The organism is Yeosuana marina (assembly GCF_011762485.1).
Taxonomy (GTDB): domain Bacteria; phylum Bacteroidota; class Bacteroidia; order Flavobacteriales; family Flavobacteriaceae; genus Yeosuana; species Yeosuana marina.
Map to the genome: position 1 here is coordinate 429,229 of NZ_JAAKGI010000001.1, position 20,498 is coordinate 449,726.

18 protein-coding genes are annotated in these 20,498 nt (G+C 33.6%); 9 read left to right on the top strand and 9 right to left on the bottom strand.

Features of this window, described 5'->3' with window-relative positions; genetic code table 11:
• The first annotated feature begins 28 nt into the window (after window positions 1–28).
• The 4 genes from G5V56_RS01845 (at window position 29) to G5V56_RS01860 (ending at window position 3,382) form a co-directional block, all read left to right on the top strand.
• Complete coding sequence (locus G5V56_RS01845; RefSeq protein ID WP_166960414.1) at window positions 29–799, top strand: XRE family transcriptional regulator; 771 nt, start codon at window positions 29–31, stop codon at window positions 797–799.
• 60 nt (window positions 800–859) lie between these two features.
• Window positions 860–1,300 (top strand): LexA family protein, encoded by a 441-nt coding sequence (locus tag G5V56_RS01850; RefSeq protein WP_166960417.1) that lies wholly within the window; start codon window positions 860–862, stop codon window positions 1,298–1,300.
• A gap of 117 nt (window positions 1,301–1,417) precedes the next feature.
• Window positions 1,418–1,900, top strand: coding sequence for a SusD/RagB family nutrient-binding outer membrane lipoprotein (locus tag G5V56_RS01855; RefSeq protein ID WP_240911193.1), 483 nt, complete (start codon window positions 1,418–1,420; stop codon window positions 1,898–1,900).
• 141 nt (window positions 1,901–2,041) lie between these two features.
• A complete protein-coding gene (locus tag G5V56_RS01860) occupies window positions 2,042–3,382 on the top strand; it encodes a sugar MFS transporter (RefSeq protein WP_166960420.1) in 1,341 nt (446 codons plus the stop codon).
• Between the two features lie 63 nt (window positions 3,383–3,445).
• Here G5V56_RS01860 and G5V56_RS01865 read toward each other — a convergent pair whose 3' ends face one another.
• The 9 genes from G5V56_RS01865 to G5V56_RS01905 form a co-directional block, all read right to left on the bottom strand.
• A complete protein-coding gene (locus G5V56_RS01865) occupies window positions 3,446–3,739 on the bottom strand; it encodes a F0F1 ATP synthase subunit epsilon (protein ID WP_166960423.1) in 294 nt (97 codons plus the stop codon).
• Window positions 3,740–3,818: 79 nt separating this feature from the next.
• Window positions 3,819–5,327, bottom strand: coding sequence for a F0F1 ATP synthase subunit beta (gene atpD / locus G5V56_RS01870; RefSeq protein ID WP_166960427.1), 1,509 nt, complete (start codon window positions 5,325–5,327; stop codon window positions 3,819–3,821).
• Between the two features lie 166 nt (window positions 5,328–5,493).
• Window positions 5,494–7,134: an SGNH/GDSL hydrolase family protein gene (locus G5V56_RS01875; protein ID WP_166960431.1), complete on the bottom strand. Its 1,641-nt coding sequence runs from the start codon at window positions 7,132–7,134 to the stop codon at window positions 5,494–5,496.
• A 10-nt stretch (window positions 7,135–7,144) separates the two neighbouring features.
• Complete coding sequence (locus G5V56_RS01880) at window positions 7,145–9,907, bottom strand: TonB-dependent receptor (RefSeq protein WP_166960434.1); 2,763 nt, start codon at window positions 9,905–9,907, stop codon at window positions 7,145–7,147.
• 273 nt (window positions 9,908–10,180) lie between these two features.
• Window positions 10,181–10,453 carry a hypothetical protein gene (locus tag G5V56_RS01885; protein WP_166960437.1) on the bottom strand — a complete coding sequence of 91 codons (273 nt, stop codon included), beginning with the start codon at window positions 10,451–10,453 and terminating at the stop codon, window positions 10,181–10,183.
• Window positions 10,454–10,469: 16 nt separating this feature from the next.
• Entirely contained in the window at window positions 10,470–10,664 is a 195-nt protein-coding gene (locus tag G5V56_RS01890) for a hypothetical protein (protein WP_166960440.1), read from the bottom strand.
• A gap of 136 nt (window positions 10,665–10,800) precedes the next feature.
• The gene (gene glmS, locus G5V56_RS01895; RefSeq protein WP_166960443.1) at window positions 10,801–12,648 is read right to left on the bottom strand and encodes a glutamine--fructose-6-phosphate transaminase (isomerizing); all 1,848 of its coding nucleotides are present in this window, start codon (window positions 12,646–12,648) and stop codon (window positions 10,801–10,803) included.
• A gap of 154 nt (window positions 12,649–12,802) precedes the next feature.
• Entirely contained in the window at window positions 12,803–14,476 is a 1,674-nt protein-coding gene (locus G5V56_RS01900; protein WP_166960446.1) for a DUF4270 domain-containing protein, read from the bottom strand.
• A 25-nt stretch (window positions 14,477–14,501) separates the two neighbouring features.
• Window positions 14,502–15,311, bottom strand: coding sequence for a glycogen/starch synthase (locus G5V56_RS01905; protein ID WP_166960449.1), 810 nt, complete (start codon window positions 15,309–15,311; stop codon window positions 14,502–14,504).
• A 198-nt stretch (window positions 15,312–15,509) separates the two neighbouring features.
• Here G5V56_RS01905 and panC point away from each other — a divergent pair, with 198 nt between their 5' ends.
• The 5 genes from panC (at window position 15,510) to radA (ending at window position 20,299) form a co-directional block, all read left to right on the top strand.
• Window positions 15,510–16,358, top strand: coding sequence for a pantoate--beta-alanine ligase (panC, locus tag G5V56_RS01910; protein ID WP_166960452.1), 849 nt, complete (start codon window positions 15,510–15,512; stop codon window positions 16,356–16,358).
• 13 nt (window positions 16,359–16,371) lie between these two features.
• Entirely contained in the window at window positions 16,372–16,722 is a 351-nt protein-coding gene (gene panD / locus G5V56_RS01915; protein ID WP_166960455.1) for an aspartate 1-decarboxylase, read from the top strand.
• Window positions 16,723–16,726: 4 nt separating this feature from the next.
• Window positions 16,727–17,686 carry a lysylphosphatidylglycerol synthase transmembrane domain-containing protein gene (locus G5V56_RS01920; protein ID WP_166960459.1) on the top strand — a complete coding sequence of 320 codons (960 nt, stop codon included), beginning with the start codon at window positions 16,727–16,729 and terminating at the stop codon, window positions 17,684–17,686.
• Window positions 17,687–17,758: 72 nt separating this feature from the next.
• On the top strand, window positions 17,759–18,907 hold the full coding sequence (locus G5V56_RS01925; RefSeq protein ID WP_166960462.1) for an alpha/beta hydrolase: 1,149 nt from the start codon (window positions 17,759–17,761) through the stop codon (window positions 18,905–18,907).
• Between the two features lie 33 nt (window positions 18,908–18,940).
• Window positions 18,941–20,299, top strand: a complete 1,359-nt coding sequence (gene radA, locus G5V56_RS01930; RefSeq protein ID WP_166960465.1) for a DNA repair protein RadA — start codon at window positions 18,941–18,943, stop codon at window positions 20,297–20,299.
• Window positions 20,300–20,498 lie beyond the last annotated feature (199 nt).

The window sequence follows — 20,498 nt, forward strand, 5'->3', positions numbered from 1 at the left end:
AGCAATTAATGTTAAAAATTGAGATAAGATGACGCCTATTCAGATTAACATAAAACACTTAAGATTGTTAAAAAAGCTTTCTCAAGAACGTTTTTCAGAAGAACTGAAATGTACACGTTCGATGATTGGATCTTACGAAGAAGGTCGCTCCGAGCCTCCAATAGAGAGGCTTATAGACTTGTCAAACTATTTTAATATCCCTATTGATATTTTAGTTAAGAATGATTTGAGATTGGCAAAAGACACGTCATTCATAGAAATAGGGAGTAAGCGCGTATTATTTCCCATTACAGTTAATGAAAATAACGAAGACCTTATTGAAATTATTCCTGCACAAGCGTCAGCAGGTTATTTAGCTGGTTATGCAGACCCTGAATATATAGAGCAATTACAAAAAATTAAATTACCTTTTTTACCTACGGGAACTCATCGTGCTTTTCCGATAAAAGGCGACTCTATGTTACCCGTAAAAGATGGATCTTTTATTGTAGCCAAGTTTGTTGAAGATATTCAAGACATTAAAAATGGGAGAACCTATATTGTTTTAACTAAAGATGATGGTCTAGTTTATAAGCGTGTTTATGATAAAGATGCGGATACTTTAATTTTGAGTAGTGATAATAGATTTTATAATCCTTACGAAGTTAAAAAAGATCAAATTTTAGAATTATGGGAGTTTACCTGTTGTATAAATACGCAAGAGTATAAAGCCGAAGAATTAAAACTGAGCAGTATTATGAATATGTTTCAAGAATTAAAAGTGGAATTGGAATCCATAAATATTCAGAATAAACCTTAAATTTCTATACCTTTAAAACAATTTAAAAAAGATATTTGTTGTTACAAGAACGATGAAAATATGATACGACATAACGCTAAACCGCTAACTTTCTTTACTCCAGATGATAGTGATAATTCAGGAGCTTTTTTCTTTGATACAGGGATTTCTGCAGGATTCCCGTCACCTGTCGACGATTTTAGAGAAGAACGACTATCTTTAGACAGCATACTTGTTAAAAATAAACTAGCGACGTTCTATGCACGCGTAAGTGGTCAATCTATGATTGGTGCGGGACTAGACGATAACGATTTGTTGGTTATAGATAGAAGTCTAGAACCTACAAACAATAAAATAGCCGTTTGCTTTTTGGATGGAGAATTTACGGTAAAACGTTTAAAAGTAGATAAAGATGAGGTTTGGCTACAACCAGAAAACCCTGATTATCCTATTATAAGAATTACGGAAGACAATGATTTTCTTATTTGGGGGATTGTTACCAATGTAATAAAGAGGGTGTGATTTTTATGTTTAAGTAAATCCATAGAATCTCTTTAATATGGAAAAAACATAGTAAATCACAACAACACATTTAGACTAGTTGTTTGTGAAACTATAACACATAAACGAGGAACTCAAGTGGATGCTTACCCTGAAATCATACTTACAAGTGCTGAATCTTACTTTTTACAGGCTGAAGCAGTTGTTAGAGGTATAGAAACAGGGGATGCTCAAGCGTTATTTGCATCTGGTATTGTAGAGGCCATGAAATTATGGAATATTTCTACGGGTGATGCTGAAACTTATATTGCTAATTCATCTATTGCTGATATTTCAGCGGGTACTATGGATGAAAAATTAGAAAAAATAGCATTACAAAGATGGTTGAATGCTTACACAGATGGATTCGAAGGCTGGGCAGTAGTTAGAGATACAGGATATCCTTCAGAATTATATGCTGGTGTATCAAATCCTACAATTTTCGCATTAGGTAACTTGAACGGCGCTTATCCTCAAAGATTACGTTATGGATCTAGTGCACAAGCAAATCCAAATTTTGCTGCTGCAGTTTCTGCTCAAGGAGCAGATGTACAGGCAACAAAATTATGGTTTGCAAAATAATCATATAGTATAAAGTTTAGTTTATAAAAAGAGGTTGAACACGTGTCAACCTCTTTTTTTATTTATTTCATTCAAGAAAGATTTTGAAAACTAAATCATATGAAAATTGATAATTATAAATGCATAAAATAATCAAAGAATATGAGCAACGATACAACAATACCATCATCAAAAAACAACACATTAGTTCCTATTTTAATTATTGCTGGGCTATTTTTTATTTTTGGCTTTGTAACATGGATTAATGGTGCGTTAATTCCTTTTATGAAAACTATTAGTGAATTAACATCAGCACAATCATTTTTAGTAGCCTCAGCATCCTATATCTCTTTTGTTGTGATGGCACTTCCGGCATCTTATATTTTATCGAAAATAGGCTATAGAAAAGGAATGTCGTTAGGACTGTTTATAATGGCATTAGGTGCATTGGTATTTATTCCAGCAGCTGAAGCTAGAACGTATTGGATGTTTCTCTCAGGAATATTTATTCAAGGAGCAGGAATGACTTTGTTACAAACGGCCTCAAACCCTTATATTACTATATTAGGTCCTATTGAAAGTGCTGCAAAGCGTATTGCCATTATGGGAATAGCCAATAAGGTAGCAGGCGCATTAGGATCTTTAATTTTTGGTACAATTTTGTTATCTGGTATCGATGAAATTAAAGAGAAATTAAGTACCGTTACAATTTCTGAAAAAGGACAATTACTAGATACTATGGCCGATAGTGTTGTAACACCTTATATAGTTATGACCGTTGTTTTGATTGTATTAAGCCTATTGATATTAAAAGCGCCTTTACCCCATGTTGAAGCTGAACCCATTGAGGAATCAAAGGATGGAACAACGTCGAAAACGAGTATTTTTCAATTCCCTCATTTATGGTTAGGGGTTTTAACCTTGTTTATGTATGTTGGGGTTGAAGTTATTGCTGGAGATACTATTATAGCTTATGGAATTTCTTTAGGAATACCCGCTGCTGATGCTCGTTTTTTTACAACCTTTACATTAATGGCTATGGTAGCCACGTATGCTTTGGGAGCTATTTTAATTCCAAAATTTATTAGTCAAACTACAGCTTTAAAAGCAAGTGCCGTAATTGGTATTGTCTTCTCAATATGCATTGTATTTACAACAGGGTATACATCCGTTTTATTTGTTGCTGCTTTAGGAGTGGCAAATGCACTAGTTTGGCCTGCGGTATGGCCCTTAACGTTAAAGGGCCTTGGTAAGTTTACAAAAACGGCTTCTGCCTTGTTAATAATGGCTATTTCAGGTGGAGCAATAATTCCGCCGTTATACGGAAGATTGGTTGATGGTAATAAAGCAGATTTAATTGCGCAAGGCATGAATGATATTTCAGCAGCTGCTGAAGCCGCAACGAGTGGATATTGGATTTTGCTACCTTGTTACTTCATCATTTTATACTATGCTATTTGGGGCCATAAGCTAGGGTTAAAAGTGAAAAGTAGTGTATTTTAAAAAGTTTGATGCAAAAAAAATGCCAAGCTATGCTTGGCGTCTTTTTATATTTTATAAAATACATTAGTCTGCTAAGACAATAACTTTATTGTCTTTCATTTCTATTGTTCCAGAATTAATCTTAACCGTTAGTACTTTTTTATCATCAAAATGAGGAATTACTTCACCGTGAAGATGATCAAAGTCTAAATGGCTTTGAGAGTGCGTTTTAATTTTAACAGTTCCCTGTTTTAAAAGCGATACAATTGGAGCGTGATCTTTTAACATTTCAAACTCACCATTAACTCCAGGAACAGATACAGAATCTACTTCTGAACTAAATATGGTTGCTTCTGGTGATACAATTTCTAAATACATATTTCTTATTAGTTGTTAGTTGTGGATTGTTTGTTGTCTGTTTTAACTAAAAACTATCAACGAATAACCATTAACCAAATTAAGCATCTGCCAACATTTTTTCTCCAGCTTCAATAGCTTCTTCAATGGTTCCTTTGAGGTTAAAAGCTGCTTCTGGCAAGTGATCTAATTCACCATCCATAATCATATTAAATCCTTTGATTGTTTCTTTAATATCAACTAATACACCTGGGATACCAGTAAACTGTTCAGCTACGTGGAATGGTTGTGATAAGAAACGTTGTACACGTCTTGCTCTAGATACGGCTAATTTATCTTCTTCAGAAAGTTCTTCCATACCAAGAATAGCAATAATATCCTGTAATTCTTTATAGCGTTGCAATAATTCTTTTACGTTTTGAGCACAAGTATAATGTTCATGGCCTAAAATGTCAGCAGTTAAAATTCTAGACGTAGAATCTAACGGATCTACCGCTGGATAAATACCTAGCTCAGCAATTTTACGAGATAATACCGTTGTTGCATCTAAGTGAGCAAATGTTGTAGCAGGAGCAGGGTCAGTTAAATCATCCGCAGGCACGTATACCGCTTGCACAGAAGTAATAGATCCTTTTTTAGTTGATGTAATACGCTCTTGCATAGCACCCATTTCTGTTGCTAATGTAGGTTGATAACCTACCGCAGAAGGCATACGTCCTAATAATGCAGATACTTCAGAACCAGCTTGTGTAAAACGGAAAATATTATCTACGAAGAACAAAACGTCTTTTCCTTGGCTATCACCAGCACCATCACGGAAATATTCAGCAATAGTTAAACCAGATAATGCCACACGAGCACGAGCTCCTGGAGGCTCATTCATTTGTCCGAATACAAACGTTGCTTTAGACTCTTTCATTCCGGCTTTATCAACTTTGGCTAAATCCCATCCGCCTTCTTCCATAGAGTGCATAAAATCTTCACCATATTTGATAATACCAGACTCAAGCATTTCTCTTAAAAGGTCATTTCCTTCACGAGTTCTTTCACCTACACCAGCAAATACTGATAAACCACCGTGACCTTTTGCGATATTGTTAATCAACTCCTGAATTAATACCGTTTTACCTACACCAGCACCACCAAATAATCCAATTTTACCACCTTTTGCATAAGGCTCAATCAAATCGATTACTTTAATACCAGTAAATAAAACTTCAGTAGAGGTTGATAATTCATCAAACGCAGGTGCTTGACGGTGAATTGGTAAACCAGCTTTTCCAGCTTTAGGTAAATTACCAAGACCATCAATGGCATCTCCAATAACATTAAATAACCGTCCGTAAACATCTTCACCTATTGGCATTTGAATAGGAGCTCCTGTTGCAGTAACTTCAGTACCTCTACTTAAACCGTCTGAGGAATCCATAGCAATTGTACGAACGGTATCTTCACCAATGTGAGATTGTACTTCTAATACTAAAAGTGACCCATCTGGTCTTTTAATTTCTAACGAATCATAAATTTTTGGAAGTTCTGAATCAGATCCGAATTCAACATCGATAACTGGACCTACTATTTGAGCAACCTTTCCTGTGACTTTAGCCATTGCTTATATGTTTAATATTATGCGTTTTAATTGAAAAAATTCGCGTTATGTTTTCGCGTGCAAAGATAGATTTTTTAATTTAAAATAAAAGCTGTTTTTTTTCTTTTTTGATATAAAAAACGCCTTCAACTAGAAGGCGTTATGTAATATTATTTTATTCTGTTCCTTATTGTAGTAATGGAGAATAGTTTGTTGGATAGTCACCAATATTAGCTACATTTCCAGATTCAACAAAATTAGAACCAAAAGCGGCATCTATAGCTTCTAAAAATTTGTCAGCCATATACGCATAACCTCTTGCAGTAAGATGAATACCGTCTAAACTAACGGCACCTCCGGTTACTAAACTAGTCGTTAGTGTAAAATTATCAGAAACAAGTCCTGTGGTTGCAGCCTCATCAAGAATGCTATTTAAATCAACTAATGCCACATTTGGGTTTGAGGAAGCCACACTTGCAATGGTAGCATTATAGGCATCTGTTGCTGCTTTAATTTCGGCTTGCTCGCTAGGTATTAGCACCCATTTATCTTCAAGAGGAAGTGTTACACCTTCTGTAGAAAACTGTGCTGCCAATTGTTGAGATAAACCATATCCCATTAAGGCTTGCATTGCCGTAGTATTTACAGTTCCAATAACACTCATACTAGGCAAAACAAGTAAATCATTTGCTGTTGCTTGTCTTGATTGACCATAACTAGCACCAAACAAAGCTGCTACTGTACCAACTGTAACAGGGTCTGTTGGTAAACCAAAACTTTGTAATAACCCGGCAAATTCGGGACTTGCACTTAATACTCCTGCTATTTGAGCAGATATGTCTGTTAAAGTCTCATCTTTTATTACAACTGCACTTGCGGCAGTCGTAGAAAAAACAATTGAGCGTTCTTCTGCATTAGTAATTGCTCCTACTGATTGTAAATAAGCAAAGACGTTATTTAATTGACCAAAAATTCCATTAAGTGTTGGAATTAACGGACCAAAACTTGAATTTGATGGATCTAAAGGACTATAAGGAACCGTTGTAAAATGTGGTAAATCTGTAATGTATGGTACATTAGTAACAACCCCTTTAGCACCACCAGAAGTGAGCATAGTAACTAAAGTGTTAAACGCAAAATCAAAAGTTGGAGAATCTGTAATTGGATTGGATCCATCGCCTCCTGATGTAGCGTACCCTAACACATCATTACCACCAATTTCTGATAGGGTAAAAAATGTAGGATTTTGAGCCATTGCTAATTCTAAAATAGAGGCGTTCGGTGAACTTCCTGTTAAGCGAATAGCATATGGATTGGCTGCTGCTGGAAAGTTAGCTATGTTTCCGTAGCCATTTGCTAGCAGATGAAAACTTTTGGCACCAGGAACACCTAAGTTATTAAAAGTTCCTGTTGGGTTGTTAAGTACAATGTCTGTACTAACAGTTACTGGACCAATTACGGATTCTAATGATACAGGGCCAGCACCTCCAAACACTAACCTTGGATCTGTAATTCGGTTTCCTCCAGCGGCCAAACCACCATAATTATCATTCATTAAAGGCTGGGTAAATGTTCCGCCACCTAATTTTGCAAATTCTTTTGCTATGATATTTGGAAACGAATTTTCTTGGCTTGCTTTAAATAAAGCATTGTCTGTATAGCCTGCGGTAAAAGAAGCACCAAGTGCTACATAGTTTGAAAAGTCTGCCGTTCCAGTAGTTAATTCTGGTAATGGTTCTACTACCGGAGTTCTAGAAAGATCTTCTTCTGTGTTACAAGCTGTAAATCCTAATAGGATTATTAACAGCCATATATATTTTGCATTCATAATAATTTTTTTATAAGTTGTTAATAGTCCATGAAACATAGTACATGGAACCTATGTAGCCTGTTCCAAAAGCAGTAGTATATTCTTTTCCAGTAAGATTAGTTGCACCTAATTTAAACATAGATTTCATACTAGGTATGGTTAAGTTAATTTGTGCATCAACCACATGATATTCTGGTATTACACCATCACCAAAGGTCGCTTCCCAATAGTAATCATCACTAAACCTGTAAGACACATTAAATCCAAAGTTTTTGAATAATTCTGTATTTCCAAAAGACGCTTTGAATTTATGCTCAGGCGTATTAAAATTTGTTACGAAGTCTGGATATTTAGCTTGGTCAAAGTCTAATTTTGCAAATGTATAACTTCCGCTTAAATCAAAATTGCCAAATACTTTAGTTGATAATCCAATTGAAGCACCATATGATTTAACATCGGCTTCTGCGTTAGTATAAGTGCCATATACTTGATAATCTTCATTGGCCACTGCAGCCACTGATAAGGAATTATCTCCTGCTGTCCCATACAATGGGGCTATAACATATCCTTGAGAGATAAAATCTTTATACTTATTGTAATAAGCACTAAAGTCAACAATTAGGTTTTTAAATTTCCCTCGATAACCTACCTCGGCAGAAGTAACTTGCTCCGGTTTTACTAAGCCCGGATTGGCCACTTTTAAAACACTAGGATCACCAGTTGCAGCAAGTTGCTCTACAGATCTTCTTGAATATGAATTTGTATAAGCTGTAGCACCTGTTTGTGTAATAGTACTTGGTTGACCAAGTGCTTGACCAGCATCACTTATGTTGTAGGGTCTTGAATAGCGATTTAAATTATCTGGCGCAGAACCCATTAAAACATAGGCTCCAGTATCTAGACCAATAAACAAATCTTGGGTTGTTGGATTTCTAAACCCTGTTTGTACAGAGGCTCTAATATTATGGTTTTTATTGATGGTTAAACCTGCAGATAATCTTGGAGAAAAGAAACCATCAAAGAATTCTGATTTATCATAACGAATAGAACCGGTTAGTTTTAAACTTAAAGCATCATTCAACTCAATTGGTTTTTGAATTTGAGTGTAAATTCCATATTCTGAATAATCTATAGGACCATTTTCTGGAGTATCAGTATAAATAGTACCCGATGAATTTAACTTATATTTTCTATAAGACCCACCCACTTGTATTTCAGCCCAATCAATTAAATGGCTAAAATTGTAGTTTCCATCGGCATGGTAATATTTAGAAGCATCCTGAAATTTAGAACCTGTTATTAAATTAGGATCATTGATACTTTTATTATAAGCAGCGTTAAATTCAGGAGTGCCTGGTAAAAATCTACCAGATTCAGCAACGGCTCTAGCAGCTGCATGAGCCTGCGCGTCTGTTGCCCCACCAAGGGTTGATTGAACATAAGTACCAATATAATCTCCAAACCATTGTGTATCACTTTTCCATGCTCTGTTAATCTGAATAGCTGTTGCCACCATATCATAGGATTTTCCAGCTTTATCTCCAACTACATAGCCTCTTAGAAAGAAATTATTATTTCTTATTTCTAATTTATGCTGTTCTTGGAAGAAACCATCAATATGATACCTGTTACTTCCTTGGTAAATAGTTGAACCTGTACCTGCTTTTCCCACATAAGATATTTCAAAATCATTTTCAAAAGGGCGATAATATAAACCCCAATCTGCTTTAATGCTTTCAGCATTATAGTCTGTTAAGTCCGCTTCATCATAACCTGTTCTACTCACAGAAACGTCTGGAACAAGTGATTTGTAGGCTAATGGAGCTTTAGATCTAATATTTGTAGCAACCACATCACCATAAACATTAACACCATTGTAATTTATATTAGTTTCTCTTGTACCTCCATTTGAATTTTTATCTACTCGGCTATTCGCAGCCCAATCAGTTCCTTTTAAATAACCAAAGTTTACTTTAGCAGCAAATTTGTTACTAAATTTATAGGCTGCCCGAATGCCAAAATCAGTGTATGGATTATCTCCTGCGGCTTGTTGAGATGTTATTCCTTGTTTGTAATAAGCGCTTATTCCATGGTGATCAAAAGGGTTTTTACTGCGCATAAATAATATTCCATTAAAGGCATTTGCACCGTAAAGAGCAGAGGAGGCACCTGGAAGCAATTCAACACTTTGAACATCGGTTTCAATCATACCAACTAAATTTCCAATAGGAAAGTTTAATGCAGGGGTGGAGTTGTCCATGCCGTCAACCAATTGCATAAACCGGTTATTAGCAAAAGTCGCAAAACCTCTGGTGTTAACAGATTTAAAAGTTAAACTGTTTGTGTTTACATCGACACCTTTAAGGTTTTCAAGGCCATCATAAAAATCGACTGAAGCCGTGTTTTTTATTTCTTTAAGTCCTAAGCGTTCTACTGTAACAGGAGATTCAAAAATACGTTCTGGTGTTCTAGAAGCAGAAATAACGACTTCATCTAATGAGGTTCCTTCAGTTAAAACAAAATTAACGGTTTGATTATCTTTAGTAATCTGTTCTGTTACTGTTTCAAAACCAATAATACTTGCTTGCAGGGCAAATGGAGGATTTAGATTAGTTTTCAGGGTAAAGTTACCATCAAAATCAGTAACTGTTCCGGTAGAAGTTCCAACAATTATAATGTTGGCTCCTGGTAAAGGTTGACTACTATCATCAACAACGGTTCCAGTAATTGTTGTTTGTGCATTTGCTAATCCGCAAAAAAACAACATTAAAATTGGGAGAATTGTTTTCATTTATAAGTTAGTTTAATTTAAGTGTGGCAATATAAAAAATAAAATGAGGTATAATTACATAAATATAAAAAAATTATGCGCGCATAGTAGTTTCTTGTCAAAAAAAGGCGTTAATACTTGCATCATCAGCAAAATTATAGCCTTTTATTGAGAAATTAGCATATTAAACTGAATAGTAAATTTAATATGTGTAGATTTAAAAAAGTCTGTTACAACTTATTCTACGGTAATTAAACTTGACAATTCTCCAGATTGAAATGAGTTAATGTAAAACTAACTTGGTTTTGTTTCAATCTTTCCTAAGAAGTTTAGAATAATAAATAATATTCCAACAATCATTTGTATGAAGAATATAAAATTTAACTCTTCTTTTTCAATCAAATTAACAATAGCACTGAGAGTAAATATCACTCCATAAAAATACCAAAATACTTTTCTGGTTTTTTGTTTTTTGTTATCTGAAACTTTCATCATTCTAATTGAAATAAAATGAAGAATTCCAACACTGATAAAAACAATTAACATAATTACAACACCTTTCCCCATGAACCAAATTTAAGAATTATTCATTTAATATCAACCCAACACTTACAGCTTTTGGTGGTTTAATTTTTTGTAATCTTTTTATCCGTTTATTCATTTTATCAAACAATCCAAAAACTTGTTGGGAAGTAAATTTATCAGTTCGTTGAGGTTTATATTCGGAAGTATTTAGATAATCACTTATTTCAAGAAAAGTAAATCCATCATCTCTCATTTTTTTAATGAGATTGAATTTTTCTTCTTGATTTTTGGAAATTGGAAGAACCCAAAATTTTGGAGAGGTAATCTCAACAATACAAGTTAAGAATACCTCTCCATTATAATTATCCGATAAATACCCCCTTTCAAGATTACTCCACCGTAACAGACTTTGCTAAATTTCGTGGTTGATCTACGTTTTTACCTAATAAAACAGCAATATGGTAAGAAAGCAATTGTAAAGGGATAGTCGTTAATAATGGAGATAAAGATTCTAATGTTTCAGGAACTTCGATAACATGATCTGCTAATGCTCTTACATCAACGTCTCCTTCAGTAACGATAGCTATAATTTTTCCTTTTCTTGATTTAATTTCTTGAATATTGCTCACTACTTTTTCGTAGTGTCCTTTTTTAGTAGCAATAACAACAATAGGCATGTTTTCGTCAATTAAAGCAATAGGGCCGTGTTTCATTTCAGCAGCAGGATAACCTTCGGCGTGAATATAGGATATCTCTTTTAATTTTAAAGCACCTTCAAGTGCCACTGGGAAATTATAGCCTCTTCCTAAGTATAAACAATTGCGTGAGTCTTTATAAATATCTGCAATCATTTTAATATGAGCATCAGACTCTAACGCTTTTTCTACTTTCTTTGGAATCATTTCAAATTCAAGTAAATGATGACGGAACTCTGAACTAGAAATTGTGCCTTTAGCTCTTGCTAAACGTAATGCAATAAGTGATAAAACAGTAATTTGTGTTGTAAAAGCTTTTGTAGAAGCTACACCAATTTCTGGACCAGCGTGTGTATAAGCCCCAGAGTGCGTTTCTCTCGCAATTGAAGAGCCTACAACATTACAAACTCCAAAAACAAAAGCACCTTTAGATTTTGCTAGTTTTATAGCTGCAAGCGTATCGGCTGTTTCTCCAGATTGAGAGATAGCTATAACGACATCTCTTTCTGTTATAATAGGATTTCTATATCTAAATTCTGAAGCATACTCTACTTCTACAGGAATTCTCGCTAAATCTTCAAATATATATTCTGCAACTAAACCTGCGTGCCATGATGTACCACAAGCTACAATAATAATTCGGTCTGCAGCAAGAAATTTTTTCATATTGTCTTCTACACTGGACATTTTTATGATAGCTTCATTTCTGTTAAGTCGTCCTCTATAGGTATCTGTAATAGCTTTAGGTTGTTCATAAATCTCCTTCAACATAAAATGCTCAAAACCACCTTTTTCAATTTGATCCAAGTTCATTTGAAGCGCCTGCATGTAAGGATTTACTAAGGAATCATCTTTTATTTTTCTAACCTTAATATCTTTGTTTAACCTAATAATAGCCATTTCTTCATCTTCTAAATAAATGGCATTTTTGGTATATTCTATAAACGGAGAAGCATCACTAGCTATAAAATATTCGCCTTCGCCAACTCCAATAGCTAAAGGACTTCCTAAACGAGCAATAACTATTTCGTTAGGTTGTGTTTTATCAAAAACAGCAATAGCATAGGCCCCTATTACTTGGTTTAATGCAATTTGAACTGCTTTTCCTAATTTAACGTTTTCCTGTTTTTTTACTTCTTCAATCAGATTCACTAATACTTCGGTATCAGTGTCAGATTTGAATGTATATCCACGAGAAATTAACTCTTTACGAAGTGATTCGTAGTTTTCGATGATACCATTATGAATAATAACTAAATTTTGAGAATTTGAATAGTGAGGATGCGAGTTAACATCATTTGGAACACCGTGCGTTGCCCATCTGGTATGTCCAATTCCTATTTTTCCTTTTATGGAAATTTCATCTGCTAACTTATTTTCTAAGTCTGCAACTTTCCCTTTGGTTTTACATACTTTTAATTCTGAGTTATCGAATAGAGCAATACCTGCGCTATCGTAACCTCTATATTCTAATCGTTTAAGTCCTTCAATAACAATTGGGTAGGCTTCTCTGTATCCAATATATCCAACAATTCCACACATAATTAATTTGGGTTTTTAATTTTGAACAAATATGTATAAAAAATCTTAACGAACTCTAATATATTATGTAAACTTATTGTTTTAAACGATGAAATTCACTTCTATAATCATATTAGAAGTGAATTTTACCGAATAATGTTTAATAATTAAAATCTTATTTAGGGTCTGTAAAGAAGACCTCTAATTCCATTCTTCTATTATCTGGTACATTTTGATTGCTACCGTATAATATGGTACCTCTTGGAGTTATAATTGATGCTGAGGGCACACCTGTTACGGCATCATGACTATTTAAAATGTCTGAGCTAGAAGTTTCATTAACGTTTGTTGACAATACCAACCCTATTTTAGTGTTTGTAGAGTCTCTAAGTAAAATATTATTTAAATGCTCGGTAAGACGTATTTTGTATTTAGAAATTCCATTGTCATCCGTTTGGCGTTGTCCTAAATGAACGTATTTCGAGTTTAATGGATCTGTTGTGCTGCCTGTTGGGTCGTAATCATAATCGGTTAAAAATATATTGTTTTTAATATCATAAGCGTAAAGTCTATCATATTTATGATAATCAACTGGAGCAGTCATGTTTTCATCTTCGTAAACTACTAATTGAGCTTCGTTAATGAGTTTTTTTAATTCAAACTTTCCGTTTTTTACAATATAGTTTCCATTGGCGTCTACCGCTCTGTAGGTTTTTTTAAATGCATCTAATGCACTAATTTGTTCACCATTATAATCAACTGTACCTGTAAACAAATCAACTTCTGCCATAGAACCTTCAGCACCTTTTAAGTAAAGTTTTTCATCGCCATTAGTCTTGTCTCCATTAGCTAAAGGAACTGGGGTATAATCGTTAATAAAGGTATTTAATATATTGCCTGTAAAGTTAAGCGTATAAGTACTTTGAAGTCTTTCTCCAGTTGTAATGGTAGAATCATAAGAATAATATATAGTTATTTTAGAAGCAGAGGATCTTAAGTTGAGCATAACCATATTGCCATCATTACCAATTGCTTCTGCTTTAAAATATAGGCCTCTAAAATAGTTTTTAAAGCTATTACCGTTACTTAATTCTGTACTTCCTTCTTTATCTATAATGGCAGTTTTCCAAAAAGTAGGATCTAACATAACTCTTAAAGCAGGAATTGATCTTTCAAGGGTTTCTGTATCTCCATTCACTATTTTTTCTACAATAGCGTCACTACTAGGCGTAAAGTTTCCATTTTCATAGATAAGATCTCCTTTAAAATCGTCAAAATTAATAGAGCCACTTTCTGTTATTGCAAAATTATCTGTGGCATTAATGTCTCCATTAGCATGAGAATAAAACTTTTGAGCCTCGTTAGTCTGTGAGTTCGGATCAAAATCTCTTAAAAAATAGTTGTTTTGGTAAACACTTAGTTTTATTGGTGCAGTTCCGTATAAAGAATCACTAATCGAGTAAACAGTATTTCCATCTGCATCAGGTGAGTCTGCAGCCGTTTTACTATAATATGGGATACTTAAAACTACAGAGTCAATAGCTGGATTATCACCAAAACTAGGGCTAAATGATGTTGGGACTACTTGCGCAATAATACTTGCTTTTGTTTGTCCGTAAACAGGGTCGTTAAACACACCAAGCTCAGTAGTCGGTAGATTGTTTATTTGAAGAGAATCGAGTTTTTTGTTAAACGATGTTATAGGCACCAAAGCATGGTCTGTCTCGAAGTTTTTCACACCAATAACGTCGCTTTCAATAGTGTTAAATTCTTTATCACATCCAATAAATGTGGCAGCAATTAACAAGAAAACACTAGTAAATTTAAGGGCTTTAAATATTTTTTTCATATCTTTTTTGTGAAGAACAACAGGTTTATGCAATAACTTTTGAATTTAAAAAACTTGTATAAGCTTCACCAAATTCGTCTTTATATTTGTATTCTAAAACAGGTTTTTTAGAATCTTTTAAATAGGTTTCTAAATCAGCTGGAATGTTTTCAGATCCAACTATTAAGGCATCAGAATAATTGATAGCCACTTTCATCAAGTTAGTGTAAGAAGGAACTTTAAGCACTTCAATTGCAGTTTCATCAATGTTATCAAATTTCACTTTGTTAAGCATATCTTTATTCAAGGTATCATCGAAACTTTGACTATAAATAGAGGTTACAATTTTGCTGTCGCTAAATAATGGCTCATCCTTGTAATACTCTTTTAAGTACAACGGTAATAATGAAGCCAACCAACCATGAACATGAATAACGTCTGGAGACCAGTTTAATTTTTTAACGGTTTCAATAACGCCTTTTGCAAAAAATATAGCACGCTCATCATTGTCTGGAAACAGGCTTCCGTTTTCGTCTGTTAAAGTTGCTTTTCTTTTAAAGTACTCGTCATTATCAATAAAATAAACCTGAATACGTTCTTTTGGAATAGAGGCTACTTTAATAATAAGAGGCATATCAAGATCGTTTATAACCAAATTTATCCCTGATAATCTTATAACTTCGTGTAGTTGATGTCTTCTTTCATTAATATTTCCGTATCTAGGCATGAAAATTCTTATTTGACCACCTTGTTGATTCACCAATCTTGGTGCCTCAAAAGACATTGAAGAAATTTCGGTTTCAGGTAAATAAGGCACTACTTCAGATGATACATATAATATCCTCTTATCTTTCATAAGTTCGTTTTTGTTGCATTTTCAATGGCTCTATATAACATAAATAACCACGTTTTTTTAAATCAAAAATTGCCATTTGCCTATTTAGAAAAGGGCTAGCTTTATAAAAATCAAAATAAAAAACACGCAAAAGTACAAAAATTTATGCAGATTGCTTGTAAAATCTTAAGTTTGCACCCGTTAAAATTTTATTAAATAATGGAGGTTTTTTCAGATTCAGAGCAAATTAATGAAGTGATTGAAGCTATTAAGGCTCAACATTTAAAAATTGGATTTGTTCCTACCATGGGGGCTTTGCATGAAGGTCATTTAGCTTTGGTTAAAAAAGCATTACTTAATAACGACAAGGTTTTTGTTAGTATTTTTGTTAACCCTACACAATTTAATAATGTTAACGATCTTAAAACGTATCCAAGAACTTTAGAGGATGATCTTAAGCTTCTTGAAGCTATTTCGAGTGAAATTTTGATTTTTGCTCCGTCAGTAGATGCTATATACAAAGGAAATACTAAGTCTAGAAAATTTAATTTTGACGGACTTGAATTAGAGATGGAAGGTAAGTTTAGAGCAGGTCATTTTGATGGTGTTGGTACAGTCGTAAAACGATTGTTTGAAATTATACAACCAGACAATGCTTATTTTGGAGAAAAAGATTTTCAGCAATTACAAATCATTAAAAAACTTGTAGACAATTATAATATTCCAGTTAACGTAGTAGGTTGCGACATATATAGGGAACGCAATGGTCTGGCTATGAGTTCTAGAAACACTAGACTGACAGATGAGCAAAAAAATGCAGCACCATTCATTTATAAAACTTTAAAAGCTGCCAAAGAACAATTTGGCACAAAAAGTGCTGATAAAGTTACTAAGTGGGTAACAATGCAGTTTAAAAATCATCCACAATTAAAACTGGAATATTTTATAATTGCAGATGTTGACACGTTAAAAACAGTAAAACGAAAATCAAAAAATAAAGTATATAGAGCGTTTATAGCAGTATATGCAGGTGATATTAGACTTATTGATAATATCGCATTAAATTAATTATCTTTGCCACATGCAAGTTCAAGTTGTAAAATCTAAGATTCACAGAGTAAAATGTACAGGTGCGGACCTTAACTACATTGGTAGTATCACTATTGATGAAGATTTAATGGATGCAGCTAATATTATTCAAGGCGAAAAAGTTCAAATTGTTAATAACGATAATGGAGAGCGCCTCGATACGTATGTTATTCCTGGGCCACGTAATAGTGGTGAAATTACTCTTAATGGAGCCGCCGCCAGAAAAGTTTCTGTAGGCGATACATTAATATTAATTACCTATGCCTTTATGGATATTGAAGAGGCTAAAATATTTAAGCCCTCTTTAGTCTTCCCAGATGAAGCCACTAATTTGTTAAAATAATCGGTTGAATCAAAATACTAAAAGAACACTAAAAATTATACTCCCATTATTATTGGGAGTTTTTTTGGTTTGGTATTCATTGTCAAAAGTGTCTTTTGATGAATTACTTGTTTATTTTAAAAAGGCTGACTATAAATGGATTTTTATAGGTGTTTTTTTTGGGTTATTAAGTCATCTTTCAAGAGCTTATCGTTGGAGGTTCATGCTGGAGCCTTTAGGCTACAAAATTAAATTGGGAAATAGCATAATGGCTGTTTTTTCGGCCTATTTAATCAATTTTACTATTCCAAGAGCCGGCGAGGTTGCTAGAGCGTCTATTTTAAGCAACTATGAACAAGTTCCTTTTGAAAAAGGATTTGGGACCATAGTTTCAGAACGTATTGCAGATGTTATAGTAATGCTAGCTATTATTGCAATAACTCTCTTTCTTCAATTTGAATTTATTTATAATTTTTTTGTATCCAGATTTAATCTTTTTAAAATCATGACTGGCGGACTAGTTCTTCTTTTTATGGCTATATTGATTTTAGTTTTTATTAAAAGAAGCAACTCGTTAATTGCATTAAAAGTTAAAGCGTTTGTTAACGGATTAATTGAAGGCATATTAAGTATTTTTAAAATGAAAAAAAAATGGGCATTTATTTTCCATACACTATTCATTTGGGTTATGTATGTGCTTATGTTCTATGTAACGTCGTTTGCTGTTGAAGAATTAGATAGTATTTCAATAGGAGCCATTTTAATTGGATTTATTTCTGCAAGTTTTAGTATTGCTGCAACTAATGGCGGAATAGGCTCATATCCATTAGCCATTTATGCAGCATTTTCAATTTTCGGAATTGCAAAAGAACCAAGTTTGGCGTTTGGCTGGATTATCTGGTCATCACAAACACTTCTAATTATTATTATCGGCGGTTTATCGTTAATATACTTGCCCATTTATAACAGACAAAAGAACAGTTAAAACTTTGCTTTTAAACTTTCGCTTTATTTGTTACCTTGCCTGTATAAAATCTCAAATCAAACAAATTAACACATGAAATCAATTATTTATATTTTAGTATTGGTGGTCTCAATAAAAACTATGGAGGCACAAGTTATTTACGAGCCTTTTATGTCTACTAAGCTAGATGAATCACGCGAACTAAAAATTCAATTACCTAGAGGTTACGGTGAAGACACAGATAAAATATACCCTTTGTTTATTGTGTTTGATGGCGATTATATGTTTGAAGCCGTTGCAGGTAATGTAGATTATTATTCCTATTGGGAAGATATGCCAGAAGCTATCGTGGTTGGCGTTAATCAATCAGATAAACGTTTTGATGATTGTATGTATTCAGGACAAAATTCACTTCCTATCGAAACAGGTGCTAAGTTTTTCGAATTTATTGGGACGGAGTTAATTCCTTATTTAGAAAAAAAATATAGAATTGGTAATTTTAAAGTTGCTGTGGGTCATGGAGATACAGCTAATTTTATCAACTATTTTTTACTTAAAGAACAGCCAATTTTTAAGGGATACATTGTGGTTAGCCCAGAACTGGCCCCTAAAATGAATACCTATATTCCAGATAGGTTAACAAATCTTAACAACAAGACATTTTATTATTTAGCGACAACTACTAATGATATAGCTTCTATCAAAGAAGGAACAACAGAGTTAAACCAAAGTATCTCTGCCGTTGATAATGAAAAGGTATTTTATTATTTCGATAATTTTGAAGGTCCTTCACATTATTCAGTTCCAGCACATGCCATTCCAAACGCTTTAGAAGATATTTTTTCGGTGTACCAACCCATTAGTAAAGATGAGTATAAAGAAACAATACTTAAATTAGAAACATCTCCGGTAGAATATCTTGAAAATAAATACCAAGATATCAATGAGTTGTTTGGTATAAAAAAACAAATTCTAATCAATGATTTTAAAGCTATTGAAGCTTGTATAGAAAAGAAAGAAGAATTTGAATATTTTGAGGAATTAGGAAAGTTAGCTCGTAAAGAATATCCTAAAACTCTTTTAGGGAATTATTATTTAGCCCGTTTTTACGAAGAAACAGGAGAACCAAAAAAAGCTATGAAAACATATCAATCGGCTTATATACTTGAAGAAATTGGTGGAATTACTAAAGATTTAATGCTCGAGAAAGCCGATGCGATTAAAGAAGATTTTGGGTACTAAAAAATAAGATTCCCACATTTATGGGACGTATATATGGCTAAAGTAAAAACAACTTTTTTTTGTCAGAATTGTGGTAGTCAGTACTCAAAGTGGCAAGGCCAATGCACTGCTTGCAAAGAGTGGAATACTATAGTTGAAGAAGTTATTCAGAAGGAAGAAAAAACTGATTGGAAATTATCAAGTTCATCAACAAAACGCGTCTCTAAACCCTTGCGTATTCAGGATATTGATACGTCAAAAGAAGCAAGATTAGATACATTTGATTCAGAATTTAATCGTGTATTAGGAGGCGGCATTGTTCCCGGATCTTTAATACTTTTAGGAGGAGAACCAGGTATTGGTAAAAGTACGCTTCTTTTACAAGTGGCTTTAAAAATGATCTATAAAACCTTGTATGTGTCTGGAGAGGAAAGCCAAAAGCAAATAAAAATGCGGGCAGAACGTATTCATTCAGAGAGTACAAATTGTTATATTTTAACTGAAACAAAAACTCAAAACATTTTCAAACAGATTGAAGCTTTAGAGCCGGATATTGTTATTATCGATTCTATTCAAACCCTTCATAGTGATTATATAGAATCCTCTTCTGGGAGTATTTCACAAATAAAGGAATGCACAACGGAGCTAATTAAATTTGCTAAAGAAACAGCAACTCCCGTAATTTTAATTGGACACATTACAAAAGACGGTAATATTGCAGGGCCTAAAATTTTGGAGCATATGGTAGATACTGTTCTACAATTTGAAGGCGATAGAAATCACGTATTTAGAATTTTAAGAGCTAATAAAAATCGGTTTGGTTCTACAAATGAATTAGGAATTTATGAAATGCAGGGCTCAGGCTTGCGAGAGGTATCAAACCCATCAGAAATTTTAATTTCAAAAAAGGACGAAGAGCTGTCGGGTAATGCTGTAGCTGCTACTTTAGAAGGAATGCGTCCGTTAATGATTGAAGTACAAGCCTTGGTAAGTACAGCGGTTTATGGAACCCCCCAAAGAAGTGCTACGGGTTTTAATGCCAAACGACTTAATATGTTATTAGCTGTTTTAGAAAAACGAGCAGGCTTTCGTTTAGGCGCCAAAGATGTGTTTTTAAATATTACGGGGGGCATCAATGTTGATGATCCAGCGATCGATTTAGCGGTTGTAGCTTCCATTTTATCTTCTAACGAAGATATGGCATTACCAAAGGATTATTGTTTTGCTGCAGAAGTTGGTCTTTCTGGTGAAATTCGTCCAGTACAACGGGTGGAGCAACGTATTTTAGAAGCAGAAAAATTAGGTTTTTCAACTATTTTTGTATCCAAATACAATAAAATTTCACTTAAACCTACCGTTATTAAAATTCAGCTGGTTTCTAAAATTGAAGATTTGGTAAGTATCTTGGTTTAAATAGGTTTCTAACATTTAAAAATCGCGGTAATTTTTAATTATTTGAAAAACAATAAATTAAAACTTAAATATTGTAGCTTTTTACACACAAATAAGCAGTGTTTTTAGTCGTTTATTTAAGTATTTCATATTTTTTATCGGTTTTTAATCGGATTTTTTAATCACTTTATCGAAAAAAAATCACTTTTCCCTATTGCGC